The organism is Streptomyces sp. P3 (assembly GCF_003032475.1).
In the GTDB taxonomy this organism is placed as follows: Bacteria; Actinomycetota; Actinomycetes; order Streptomycetales; family Streptomycetaceae; genus Streptomyces.
This window is the reverse complement of sequence record NZ_CP028369.1, coordinates 5,502,435-5,514,931: the sequence shown is the minus strand read 5'-3', so window position 1 is coordinate 5,514,931 and position 12,497 is coordinate 5,502,435. Positions and strand designations below refer to the sequence as shown.

Here is a 12,497-nt window from a genome sequence, read left to right as displayed (position 1 = left end):
TCCAGACAGGGGCGAAAGGCCCACGCGGGCTTGGCACTTCAGAGTGCCGGGTTCCTGACGATGAAATCCCTAGACCCCATGCTCTTGGTGGATCCCTAGAATCGTCCGGCGTGGCTGGCCCGCGAGTGGGCGCGCGTGCTGGTCTGGGGTTCCCCCGATCGAACGATACGGGCGTGGGGACTCGCTTCGACTGCGAGCCGGCGAGTACGTCTCGTCCCCACCGGCACATACAGGAGGCCATCAGCCGTGGGGAACGACAAGACCGAGATCCTCGACCTGGTACGGGAGTACCACCGCTCCACCCTCTCCTCGGGGTTCGTGCCGGGCATCACACCGGTGCTCGCGTCCGGTGCGGTGCTCACCGAGGACGACCGGGTGGCGCTGGTGGAAGCGGCGCTCGACATGCGCATCGCGGCCGGGGTCAGCTCGCGCAGGCTGGAACGTTCGCTGGCGAAGTACTTCGGGCTGCGCAAGGCGCATCTGACCAACTCCGGCTCGTCGGCCAATCTGCTGGCGCTCAGCAGCCTCACCTCGCCGCAGCTGGGCGTGGACCGCCTGAAGCGCGGTGACGAGGTGATCACGGTGGCCGCCGGGTTTCCCACGACGGTCAACCCGATCCTGCAGAACGGCATGGTGCCGGTCTTCGTCGACGTGGAGCTGGGTACCTACAACGCCTCGCTGGAGCGGGTCGAGCAGGCCATCGGCCCGCGCACCCGCGCGATCATGATGGCCCATGCGCTGGGCAACCCCTTCCAGGTGCGTGAGATCGCCCAACTGGCGGAGGATCGTGGCCTGTTCCTCATCGAGGACAACTGCGACGCTTTGGGCAGCACCTACGAGGGACAGCTGACCGGAACCTTCGGGGACCTGGCGACCGAGAGCTTCTATCCCGCCCACCACATCACGATGGGCGAGGGCGGTTGCGTGGTGACGGACAACCTGGTCCTGGCACGGATCGTGGAATCGATGCGCGACTGGGGCCGCGACTGCTGGTGCGAGCCGGGTGAGGACAACCGCTGCTTCAAGCGGTTCGAGCACCAGATGGGTTCGCTGCCGGAGGGCTACGACCACAAGTACATCTTCTCCCACGTGGGCTACAACCTGAAGTCGACGGATGTCTCCGCGGCGCTCGGGCTGCAACAGCTCAGCCGCATAGACGAGTTCGGCAAGGCCCGACGCCACAACTGGGCCCGGCTGCGGGAGGGCCTGGACGGGCTGCCGCACCTGCTGCTTCCCGATGCCACGCCGGGCAGCGACCCGAGCTGGTTCGGTTTCGCCATCACCGTGCAGCCGGGCGCGCCGTTCCAGCCCGGCGCCCTGATCGACCACCTGGAGTCCAGTATGGTCGCCACCCGCCGCTTCTTCGCGGGCAACCTGACCCGTCACCCGGCCTACGAAGGCCAGGAGTTCCGGGTCAGCGGACCGCTCACCAACAGCGACATCACGACCGAGCGGACGTTCTGGATCGGTGTGTACCCGGGCCTGACCGACGAGATGATCGACCACAGCATCAACACGGTGCTCGAGTACGTGACCCTGCCGCACTGACCCCGCGACACGTCCACGGGGTGGGTCCCGGCCGCCCGAGGTCGCCGGGACCCACCCCGTTTCGTGTGCCGACGGACCGCTCAGCCGCGCGTGGGCGTCGCCGGCACCCGCGCCGCCCACGTCTGCAGCAGGTCGGCGGCGCGGGCGGCGCCCCCTGCCGTGCGGACTGCCTCCTGCATCGAGGCGAGGGCCGCGGGTCCGCCGGGATCGGCGAGCAACTCCCCCACCGTGCCGGCGAGACGCCCCGCGGTCAGACCGGTCCGGGCCAGGGCTCGTCCGACCCCCCGCTCCTGCAGCCGCTCTGCGCTCAGCGCCAGTTCGTGCGCGCGGGGAAGCGCCACCACGGGCGTGCCGTAGAACAGGGACTCCATGATGCTGCCCATGCCCGCGTGGCACACGAACACGTCGGCGTGCGGCAGCACTGCGGGGTGCGGCAGCCAGGGGTGCGCCTCGACGTGCGCCGGCAGCGACCCGAGGAGCCCGGGGTCGCTGTCGCGGCCCAGCGTCATGACGACATGCCACTCGGTCGGCGAGAAAGCCTCGGCGCACAGGCGGAAGAAGTCGCCCCGGTCCCCCGACTCCGTACCCAGTGACACCAGGGCGACGCGGCGCCCCTCGTCCGGCGGCGACCAGAGGCCTGGTTCGGGCTCGGTGAAGACGGGGCCCACGAAAGCGAACCGGTCGTCGAAGCCGTCCCCCTCGATCTGGAAGGCGCGCGGCAGGAAGACCAGGTTGTGGGTGTCCCACTCGGTGCCGTACCGGCCCATCTCGTCCAGTCCGATGCCGTGTTCGCCCATGAAGCCGATGAGCACACTGGCCCCCTCGGCCATCAGCGGATGCCCGGGGTCCCACATCTGGGCGCGCAGGGAGAAGGTCTCGTTGGCGGCGTGACTGGGGCAGACCTGGACCGGCACCGCGTCCAGGACACGCGCGGCCACACGGCCGGCGGCGACCGTCTCGAAGTCGTAGAGCACCACGTCGGGCGGATCGGCTGCCAGGGCCTCCAGTGCGGCGGGGAAGACGGTGCGCACGGTGTCGACGAGGAGGTCGTAGCCGTCACGGGCGAGCCGGTCCGGGCTGGGGTCGGCGGCGCGGTAGAAGTCGCCGCGCGCGGAGACGTAGGTGACGGCGCGGGCGCCGCAGTCCTCCACGAGCGGTCCGAACCGCTCGTCCACGACGTAGGTGACGCGGTGGCCGCGGGCGAGGAGTTCACGGGCCACTCCCAGCGTGGGGGCGATGTGGCCGAAGTCGGCGAACAGCAGCAGGGCGTAGTGGCGGGCGGGCGTGGGGGCGCCGGGCGTCATCGGCTCTCCGGAAGGGTGTCTGACGGCCCGGGAAGGGCCGAGGAGGTGGTTCAGCGGGCATCCGCCCGGAGCGCCTCGTAGTACGTCAGGCAGTCCTCGTAGGGGGCCAGGAGCCCGGTGTCCCGGGCCTCGGCCACGGAGATCGCCGCCGAGTCCTTCACCGACATCAACGGGGTCTCCGACAGGCTCCAGGGCAGGGCGAGATCAGGGTCGAGAGGGTCGACGTCCACCTGCGTTCCGGGCACGAACTCGGTGGAACACAGATACGACACACAGGTGTCGTCGGTGAGCGCGAGGAACCCGTGCATCAGCCCCTCGGCGACGAACAGCGTCTCGCCCGACTCCGCGGACAGCCAGTTCGCCTCGTGCACCCCCCACGTGGGGGAGCCGACCCTCAGATCCACGACGATGTCGAGGACGGCGCCGCGCACCACGCACACCACTTTGGCCTGCCCGGACGACAGCAGTGTGCCGTGCAGCCCGCGCAGGGTGCTGCGGCGCGAGACGGAGTAGTTCACCTGAGCCACGGGCACCGGACGGCCGATCTCGTCGGCCAGCCGGTCGCACCGGAACGACTCGTAGAAACTGCCGCGTTCGTCACGGAACTGATGCGGCGTGATGTGGTAGGCGTCCGGCACGGCCATCTCTCGAACCTTCATGGTGACTACACCGTAGGGTGCGGGGATCGAGGGCCGATCGAGAATCGGCGAGGAACGGCTCAGGTCGACGCGGCCTGGAGTGATCCTCGATCGTCGGCTGCTTGAGTGGTGTCGTCAGACCCGCGACCTGGCGGGGCAGCGACGGTGACCGGCGTGCAGCGCGCGGCACCGGGAGGAGAGACGGCAATGCCGGAGGTCGGTGCGCTGGGGCGGCCGGACGGTGCGGACGGGAGCTCGGGCCGCGTGCTGGTGCTCGGCGCGACGGGATTCGTCGGCCGTCATGTGGGGATCGCCCTGGAGCGGGCCGGTTACGAGGTTATCGCCGTCGCCCGCCACCCCCGCAAGACCCCGGCGTCCTGGCGCTTCCACCCCATGGATCTGGCCGGTGCCGAGCCCCGGGCGCTGGTCGAGCTGATCGACGAGGCGCACCCCGTCGCCGTGGTGAACGCCGCCGGAGAGGTGTGGTCGCCCACCGCCGACCGGATGCGCCACAGCAACGAGTTGCTGGTGGAGCGGCTCCTCGCGGCGCTGGCGGCCGCCGGCCCCAGGCCGCGGCTGGTACAGCTGGGCTCGGTGCACGAGTACAGCCCGCAGCCCCGGGGGGTGTGGCTCACGGAGTCCTCCCCGGAGGAACCGGTCACCGGCTACGGACGGTCGAAGCTGCACGGCACGCGTGCGGTGCTGCGGGCCGTCGGGACCGGCGCGGCGGACGCGGTGGTGCTGCGGCTGTCGAACGTCATCGGCGCCGGCACTCCGCGCGGGAGTCTGCTCGGGCAGGTGGCCACGCAACTGCTCGAGGGAACAGCCGAGGGACGTACGGCCGAGGTGCGGGTGTCGCCGCTGCGCAGCAGCCGTGACTTCGTCGACGCGCAGGACGTGTCCCGGGCCGTCGTCGCCGCGCTGCGCTCCCCCGGCGCCACCGGGCGCGTGGTGAACGTCGCGAGCGGCGTCTCGCAGCCCGTCCGGGACATGGTGGACCTGCTGATCTCCATCAGCGGCCGCCGGGCCCGGCTCGTGGAGCGTCCCGTGACGCAGTCGCGATCGCTCAAGGACGCCGACTGGATGGCCGTGGACGTGTCGGCCGCGCGCGCTGTCCTCGGGTGGCGGCCGCGACGCACGCCCCACGACATGGTGCAGGACCTGTGGCGTGCCGCGGCGGGGCAGCAGGACGGGTCGGTCGGCCGTTGAGGAGCCGACCCGGCGCCGGCGTCAGCCGGGCAGCAGGTCCAGATCGGCCGTGCTGACCCGATCGGTCAGCACATGCTGGCGCAGACGCTGCAGGCCCGGTGAGGGATCCAGTCCCAGCTCGTCCCGCAGGTGCGTGCTCAGCCGCCGGTAGACGTCGAGCGCCTCGCTCCGCCTGCCGCACCGTTCCAGGGCGATGATGAGCGAGCCCTGGAACCACTCGTGCAGCGGGTGCGCGCAGGCGAGTTCCTTCAACTCGCCGACGAGGTCGCGGTGTCGGCCCAGGTGCAGGCCGGCGGTGATGCGCAGTTCCTCGGCCTGAAGGTGGAGTTCGTTCAGCCGCAGGACGTGCCCGTGCAGTGCCGGTCCGGGCGCGACGTCCGCGAACGGCGGTCCGTCCCACAGCAGCAGGGCCTGGTCGAGCAGCACGACGGCGCCGGCCGGGTCGCCGTCGGCGAGTGCCGTCCGGGCCCGGCCGGTGAGCTGTGCGAACGCCTCCGCGTCGCATGCGCCGGGTCGGACCCGCAGCAGGTATCCGTGGGCGTGGGTGACGAGCGGGCCGCTCTCGACCGGCCCGGGGTCCTCGTCGCCGTGCAGCGCCTTGCGCAACTGGTACGCGTACGTCTGCACGGTGGCGGTGGCGCTGCGCGGCGGGCGCCCCGCCCACAGTTCCGATGTCAGCGCGGCCAGCGGGACGACCGTGTCGTGCCGGGCGAGCAACAGGGCCAGCACCTGGCGGACCTTCGGCGCCGTCGGGGTGACGTCCCGGCCGTCGGCCGAGACCCGCAGCGGACCCAGAGTGCGCCAGGTCAGCACGCCGCGGCTCCCGTCGTCGGGTCGGGGCGGACGGCCCGGCCCCATACCCCGGGGTTGTCCCGGTACCAGGCGACGGTTTCCGCGAGGCCCTCGGCGAAGTCCGTCCGAGGCTTGTAGCCGAGCTCGACATGGGCCTTGCGCCAGTCCACGGAGTAGCGGCGGTCGTGGCCCTTGCGGTCGGTGACGTACTCCACGCTGTCCCAGTCGGCGCCGCAGGCTTCGAGGAGGAGTCCGGTCAGACCGCGGTTGTCGAGTTCGGTGCCGCCGCCGATGTTGTAGACCTCGCCGGCACGGCCTCGGGTGCGGACCAGCTCGACGGCGCGGATGTGGTCGTCGACGTGCAGCCAGTCGCGCACGTTCAGGCCGTCGCCGTAGAGCGGGACCGTCTTTCCCGCGAGCAGGCGGGTGACGAACAGGGGGATGATCTTCTCGGGGAACTGATGGTGTCCGTAGTTGTTCGAGCACCGGGTGACCCGGACGTCCAGGCCGTGGGAACGGTGGTAGGCGAGGGCGATCAGGTCACTGGACGCCTTGGAGGCGGCGTACGGCGAGTTGGGGTGCAGCGGCTGCTCCTCGGAGCAGGAGCCCTCGGCGATGGAGCCGTAGACCTCGTCGGTGGAGATGTGCACGAACCGGCCGACGCCGTGCCGCAGGGCGGCGTCCAGCAGGGTCTGGGTACCCAGGACGTTGGAGCGCACGAACTCGGTGGCGCTGGCCAGGGAACGGTCGACGTGGGACTCGGCGGCGAAGTGCACCACCTGGTCGTGCTCGGCCATCAGCCGGTCCGCCAGGCCGTCGTCGCAGATGTCGCCGACGACGAGCCGGTAGCGGTCGGAGTCCGCCACCGGGTCGAGGTTGGCCAGGTTGGCCGCGTAGGTGAAGGCGTCGAGGACGGTGACGGTGACGTCGTCGGGGCCGAGGGGGCCGAGCAGGGTCCGGACGTAGTGGGAACCGATGAAGCCGGCACCGCCGGTCACCAGGATGCGCGTCTGACTCATCTGGGTGCGGCGCGTCACCGGGAGTGCCCGGCCTGCGCCGTCCTCCTTCCTCGTGGGTGTGCGTGCGGGCTCGCGGACCTGTCAGCGGGCCGCGGCGAGACGTTCGAGTTCCGGGACGATGGCGTGCGGGGTGGGCATGGCTGCGGACTCGTCGCGCAGCCTGCGGGCGGCGGCGGCGTGGGAGGGGTCCTCCAGGAGCCGTCCGGTGAGGTCCGTGACCCGGTCGGGGTCGGCATCGGTGTGATGCAGGAAGAATCCGGCGCCGGCGTCCTCCAGGGACCGGCCGCGCAGTTCCTGGTCGGCGACGAGGGTGGACATCGCGAGCTGCGGCACCGCGTTGACGAGAGCGGTGGAGAACGAGCCCCAGCCTCCGTGGTGGACCACGGCGGAACACGTCGGCAGCAGCGTGCTGAGCGCCACTTCGCTGACGGCCAGGACGTTTGTGGGCAGGTCGTCGAGTTCCTCGGCCTGTTCGGGCATGAGGGCCGCGACGATCTCGGCATCCAGCCGTGACAGGGCGCGCAGCAGGTTCGCGACGTCGACGTAGTCCCCGCCGTAGGCCTCGGTGTTGGTGCGGCCCAGAGTGACGCAGACGCGGGGCCTTTTGGGCTTCTCGCGCAGCCATTCCCACTGCACCGCGGGGCCGTTGTGGGGGACGTACCGCATCGAGACCTGGTGCAGTTCGCTCGGCGGGCGCAGGCTCGGCGGCAGGGTGTCGAGGGTGAAGTGCCCGTTGAGCAGTTCTTCGTCGCACCGCACCCCGTAGGCGCGTCCGCGTTCGTCGATCCAGTCGGCCAGCGGGTCGGCACGCCGGTCCTCGGGCACGTCCCGGGCCAGCTCGACGAACGTGGCGCGGGCCTGGCCGTAGACGTCCGCGGACCACAGCAGGCGCGCGTGTGCGGCGCCGCAGGCCCGCGCGGCGATGCCGCCCGCGTAGGCGATCGGGTCGTGCACCACGAGATCGGGCCGCCAGTCCCGCGCGAGTGCGACGAGGTCGTCGAGGATCGGATCGTTGTAGCGGGCGAACCCGTACGGGACGCTGACGGCGTACCGCTCGACCAGGCTCGCGTGGTCGACGTCGCCGTATCCGAGGCGGCTCCAGTTCGCCACGTCCGCGTCCTGTGACTCACGGGCCATGGCCATGTCGTGGTGGAGGTGGTGGTCCGTGCCGATCGGTGCGGCCACCAGCCCGGTGCCGGTGACCGTCTCGTTCAGTGACGGCGCGTTGGCCATCAGCACCTCGTGCCCAGCGGCCGTCAGGGCCCAGGCCAGCGGCACCATCGTGAAGACGTGCGACTTCTCCGGCAGGCCGGCGAACAGGACGCGCATGGGTTCCTCTCCTCATCGGTTCCGTGCGGGTGGCCCGGGGCGGCGCTCAGGCCGTTCGCTCCCCGTCCTCCGCCACTGAGATGGCGCTCATCGGGCAGGACTCGGCGGCCTCCCGCACGGCGGAGACCTGTCCGGCCGCAGGTCGGTCGACCAGCAGCAGGGCCGATCCGTCGTCGTCCTGGTCGAAGACCTCGGGAGCGATGAACGCGCACTGTCCGGCGCCGATGCACTTGTCGTGATCGATCGCGATGTCCATGCGGGCCTCCTGCGCGCTCGCCGATCCGATGGGTTGCCTGGGCGAGCCCATCTTGCGGCGTGGTGCGGGGGATCGACCGGGCACGGACCGCTGTCTGGGGTTTCCTCCAGAGATTCGGCCGTGGCGGAGGACGCGGGAGCCAGGAGGCACGCGGCCGTGAAGACCGGTACGCGGTGAATCCCTAGACTGCGCGGCTCGCTCTGGCCCGGTCCGTCACCGCCGTGCTGGAGTGGCCGGGCGATCGGGCAGCGCGCCGACGGGCGTACGAGGCCCGCGCGACCGTCGTACGACATCTGCGAAAGGGGAATCCGGGTGGCGCAGCAAGGCACCTCGGACGCGCTCGATTCGACACCCGGGGTCGGGTTCCGGCTCGAACGCCCGCCGTCCGTCGAGCCCGACGGCGGCGTCACGTTGCTGGCCTGGGCGGCGCGGATGCGCGAGGAGCAGCCGGTGTGGCGGGACGGCAGCGGTCATGTGCACGTGTTCCGCCACGCGGACGTGCAGCGGATTCTCGCCGACACGGCGACGTTCTCCTCGGACACGGTGGGCCGGCTGTCGGGCGGTGAGAAGCAGGCCCCGCGCGGCACGCTGCTGCTCCTGGACCCGCCGCTGCACGGCAAGATGCGCCGCCTCGTCAGCCGGGCGTTCACCCCGGGCCTGATCACCGGCCTCGAGCCGTGGATCACCGAACTCACCGGGCAACTGCTGGACGCCGCACCTGAGAACGCCTTCGATCTCGTGGACGTCCTGGCCAACCCGCTGCCGGTGACGGTCATCGCGCGCATGCTGGGTGTCCCGACCGAGGACCGCGACAGGTTCCAGAGCTGGGCGGACCAACTGCTGTCCACCGATCCGGACGATCCCGAGAGCGTGCGCCGGATGGAGGAGACCGCGGTCACCATCTCCGCCTATCTCCAGGGCTTCATCGAGGCCCGGCGCAAGGAGCCGAGCGGCGATCTGCTGAGCACCCTGGTCGGGGCCGAACTCGACGGCGAGCGGCTGGAGGACGAGGACATCGCGAGTTTCGCGACGCTGCTGCTGCTCGCCGGGCACATCACCACGTCGGTGCTCGTCGGCAACGCGCTGCTGTGCCTGGACCGCGATCCGGAGCTGCTGGAACGGGTGCGTGCGGACCGTTCGCTGATACCGGCGGTGATCGAGGAGACGCTGCGGCTGCGCCCGCCGTTCACCCGGATCGAGCGGGTCACCACGACCGCGGCCACCGTCGCCGGGACGGACGTCGGACCCGACACCCTGGTTCATCTGTGGCTGCTGTCCGCCAACCGCGACGAACGGGTCTTCGAGGACGCTGACGCGTTCCGCCCGGACCGTTCCAACGCCCGGCAGGCCGCCTTCGGACACGGCATCCACTACTGCATCGGGGCGCCGCTGGCCCGGCTCGAGGGCCGGATCGCCCTCGACGCCCTGCTGGACCGATACGCCCGCATCGGCGTCGATCCCGCGGTGCGGCTCAGCTGGCACGGGACCAACGTCTTCGGCGCCCGGCACCTGCCCCTGCGTGTGCACCACGCCTGAGGCGACGGCCCCCGTCCCTCCCCCAAGCCCCAGTCCCGGCCCCTCTCACGACGGAGCGACCCCATGAAGACCAGGCCCGACCCGCCCGTGATCCCCTCGGAACGGGGCAGGTGCCCGTTCGACCCGCCCGCCGAGTACGCGCGGCTGCGCGCCGAGCAGCCGGTCAGCCCGGTCACCTTCGAGGTGGCGCCGAAGGACACCTCCGGCTGGCTGGTGACCCGGCACGACCTGGTCCGGCAGATCCTCGCCGACGACCGCTTCAGCCACCGCAACGAGTTGCTGGCGCATGTGGTCGCTCCGCCGTTCCCGATGACCGAGTACGCGCCGCAGCCCTCCCCGCCGGGCTCGTTCGCGAAGATGGACGCCCCCGACCACACCAAGTACCGGCGGCTGCTGGCGGGTCACTTCACGCTGCGGCGCATCCAGCAGTACGAGCCGCAGCTGACGCGGATCGTGGACGGGGCGCTGGCGGAGATGGCCGCCGAAGGCTCCCCCGTCGACCTGGTCACCGGCTTCGCGGAGAAGGTCAGCCTGCGCTCGGTGTGCTCGTTGATGGACGTCTCGCCGGAACTGATGGACGGCATCCAGGAGCATTTCTCGGCGCTGATGACCCTCACGTACACGCTGGAGGAGTTCATCCACCACGTGGAGTCGATGGACGGGCTCATCCGGCCGATGGTGCGGGAGCGGACGGTGGAGCGGGGCCAGGACTTCTTCGGCCGGCTCGCGGCGACCGGCGAGCTGACCGAGGACGAACTGGTCAACCTCGCCGTCCTCACGCTGGGCGGCTCGCTCGACACCACGCCGAACATGCTGTCCCTCAGTGTCTTCGCCCTGCTGGAGAACCCGGACCAGCTGGCGCTGCTGCGGGAACGGCCGGAGCTGTACGAGGCCGGCGCGGTGGACGAACTGCTGCGGTATCTGACGATCTCCCAGATGGGTTCCAGCCGGTGCGCGCTGGAGGACGTGGAGATCGGCGACACCGTGATCAGGGCGGGGCAGACGGTGGTCCTGGCGCTGCCCGCCGCCAACCGCGACCCCGAGGTCTTCACCGACCCCGATCGGCTCGACGTCACCCGCGTCCCCCGCAAACACCTCGCGCTGGGCTTCGGCGCACACCAGTGCCTGGGGCAGCACCTGGCACGGGCCAGCCTGCGCATCGGACTGCGCGCCCTGTTCGAGCGCTTCCCGTCGCTGCGGCTGGCGGCGCCGGCCGAGGAGGTACCGCTGCGCGACCGGGCCGTGCACTACGGCGTGGACCGACTGCTCGTGTCCTGGAGCTGATGGCCGTGGCACGGAAGGACTCCGCGCGCCGCGCGGCGGGAAAGGGCCGTCCCGCGTTCCGCACCACTGTCGACAGCCGTGTGGAGCGCGTGCACACCGTGCGGGCCGGTGCGGCCGACGGCGCACGGATCCGGCTGACCGGCTACGACCTGCTGACCGGTCCGTGGTACACACCGCTGACGTTCTTCTACCGCGGCACCCTCGACGGCGCGGCGCTGCGCGACTCGCTGGCGCGCACGCTGCGCCGCTACCCCCTGCTGGCGGGGCGTCTGGAGCGGGACGCGGACGGCGGACTGAGCGTGCTCTGCAATGACGCGGGCGTCCGGTTCACCGAGGCGTTCTGCCCCGACCCGATGCGCGAGTACGGTCACGGTCTGCGCGCCGAGCCGGTCATCGGGAAGTTGTTGCGCGAAGTGAGCGCCTTCGGCGTGGTGGGCCGTGACACGCCGCTGCTGAAGATACGGCTGACCCGGATGGAGGGCGGCGGCTCCGTTCTCGGCGTGCTCGTCAACCACAGCCTCGCGGACGGCGGCAGCACCCTCGCCTTCCTGGAGAGCTGGTCGCGCGAGCACCTCGGGCTGCCGTGGGAGGAACCCGGTCACGACCGCGCGGCGCTGGACGGGCTCGGCCGGCTGTCCACGGACTCCGCCACCCTGGAGGCGCGGGCGTTCGTGGGTGTGGGCCGGGTCCGGCACCTGACGACGACGCTGCGGGTGGGCGTCAACAAGCTCGCGACCGTCACGACCCGGTTCGGTGCGGCGGAACTGGCCGCGCTCAAGGCCGAGGCCCAGCGGACCCTGCCCGGACCGGACGCGTGGGTGTCGACGAACGACGCGCTCACCGCGCACCTTTGGCAGGTACTGAGCGAACTGCGGGGCCGTCCGGCCGACGCCGTGGAGTGGCTCGGGCTGATCGTCGGCGCACAGAGCCGGCTGGGCGACGCCCTGCCGTCGTCGTACTGGGGCAACTGCGTCAGCAACAGCTGGACCTCGCTCGACGCCGGCCGGTTGCGCGAGTCACCGCTGGGAGCCGTGGCGAGGGACGTGCGGCGCTGCCTGGAGAGCAACACCGAGGACAAGATCCGCGACGAGATAGCCTTCCTCGGCTCCTACCGGCGCAGGGGTGTGTCCCGGCACGTGATGTCGGTACGGGCCCCCGACGTGTCGACGACGTCCCTGTCGGTCAACAACTGGTCGCAGTTCCCGCTGTACCGGATCGACCTCGGCGCCGGACGCCCCTTCTGGTACGAGTTCCCCGACCTGCCGGTACCGACGGTGCACATCGCGCCCACGCCCGAGGATGACGCCGGACGTGACGTGTACCTGTGTCTGCCCGAGGCCGAAGCCGCTCTGGCGGGCACCGCGCCGTGGCGGGAGCGGTTGCACAGCCGCAGCGGAACATCCGTCGGATCATGACGCCTGCCGGCCGCGCCGTCATGGCACCTGGCCCGGTCCGGGGCCCAAACGGTCCCAGACGGGTCCAGACGGGATGAAGGCGCAGGTAGGGGAAAAGGGTGATCCGGGCTTTCTGCCGACCCGGTGTGAGCGAAGATGGCTCATCGGGAGGGGTTCCACGTGTCAGT

General features: G+C 71.3%; 11 protein-coding genes. 5 read left to right on the top strand and 6 right to left on the bottom strand.

Annotated elements, in window-relative coordinates; all coding sequences use genetic code 11:
• The first annotated feature begins 246 nt into the window (after positions 1–246).
• Positions 247–1,548 (top strand): lipopolysaccharide biosynthesis protein RfbH, encoded by a 1,302-nt coding sequence (gene rfbH / locus C6376_RS24415; protein ID WP_107445394.1) that lies wholly within the window; start codon positions 247–249, stop codon positions 1,546–1,548.
• Positions 1,549–1,628: 80 nt separating this feature from the next.
• Here the strand turns inward: rfbH and C6376_RS24410 are convergent, their stop codons facing one another.
• Both C6376_RS24410 and C6376_RS24405 read right to left on the bottom strand, forming a co-directional pair.
• The gene (locus C6376_RS24410) at positions 1,629–2,852 is read right to left on the bottom strand and encodes a macrolide family glycosyltransferase (protein WP_107445393.1); all 1,224 of its coding nucleotides are present in this window, start codon (positions 2,850–2,852) and stop codon (positions 1,629–1,631) included.
• Positions 2,853–2,902: 50 nt separating this feature from the next.
• Positions 2,903–3,511 carry a dTDP-4-dehydrorhamnose 3,5-epimerase family protein gene (locus C6376_RS24405; protein ID WP_173985719.1) on the bottom strand — a complete coding sequence of 203 codons (609 nt, stop codon included), beginning with the start codon at positions 3,509–3,511 and terminating at the stop codon, positions 2,903–2,905.
• A gap of 186 nt (positions 3,512–3,697) precedes the next feature.
• Between C6376_RS24405 and C6376_RS24400 the strand changes: the two genes are divergently transcribed.
• On the top strand, positions 3,698–4,699 hold the full coding sequence (locus C6376_RS24400; RefSeq protein ID WP_107445391.1) for an NAD(P)-dependent oxidoreductase: 1,002 nt from the start codon (positions 3,698–3,700) through the stop codon (positions 4,697–4,699).
• Between the two features lie 21 nt (positions 4,700–4,720).
• Here the strand turns inward: C6376_RS24400 and C6376_RS24395 are convergent, their stop codons facing one another.
• From C6376_RS24395 to C6376_RS24380, 4 genes are all read right to left on the bottom strand, one after another.
• Positions 4,721–5,512, bottom strand: coding sequence for an AfsR/SARP family transcriptional regulator (locus tag C6376_RS24395; protein WP_107449154.1), 792 nt, complete (start codon positions 5,510–5,512; stop codon positions 4,721–4,723).
• Complete coding sequence (gene rfbB / locus C6376_RS24390) at positions 5,506–6,510, bottom strand: dTDP-glucose 4,6-dehydratase (protein ID WP_107449153.1); 1,005 nt, start codon at positions 6,508–6,510, stop codon at positions 5,506–5,508. The genes C6376_RS24395 and rfbB overlap by 7 nt, the downstream gene beginning before the upstream one ends.
• Positions 6,511–6,591: 81 nt before the next feature.
• On the bottom strand, positions 6,592–7,839 hold the full coding sequence (locus tag C6376_RS24385; protein WP_107445390.1) for an activator-dependent family glycosyltransferase: 1,248 nt from the start codon (positions 7,837–7,839) through the stop codon (positions 6,592–6,594).
• A 46-nt stretch (positions 7,840–7,885) separates the two neighbouring features.
• A complete protein-coding gene (locus tag C6376_RS24380; RefSeq protein ID WP_107445389.1) occupies positions 7,886–8,095 on the bottom strand; it encodes a ferredoxin in 210 nt (69 codons plus the stop codon).
• A 312-nt stretch (positions 8,096–8,407) separates the two neighbouring features.
• On the opposite strand from C6376_RS24380, the gene C6376_RS24375 reads away from it, so the two are divergent.
• From C6376_RS24375 to C6376_RS24365, 3 genes are all read left to right on the top strand, one after another.
• The gene (locus C6376_RS24375; RefSeq protein WP_254076027.1) at positions 8,408–9,631 is read left to right on the top strand and encodes a cytochrome P450; all 1,224 of its coding nucleotides are present in this window, start codon (positions 8,408–8,410) and stop codon (positions 9,629–9,631) included.
• Positions 9,632–9,694: 63 nt separating this feature from the next.
• Positions 9,695–10,915: a cytochrome P450 gene (locus C6376_RS24370; protein WP_107445388.1), complete on the top strand. Its 1,221-nt coding sequence runs from the start codon at positions 9,695–9,697 to the stop codon at positions 10,913–10,915.
• On the top strand, positions 10,915–12,330 hold the full coding sequence (locus tag C6376_RS24365) for an acyltransferase (RefSeq protein ID WP_107445387.1): 1,416 nt from the start codon (positions 10,915–10,917) through the stop codon (positions 12,328–12,330). The genes C6376_RS24370 and C6376_RS24365 overlap by 1 nt, the downstream gene beginning before the upstream one ends.
• Positions 12,331–12,497 lie beyond the last annotated feature (167 nt).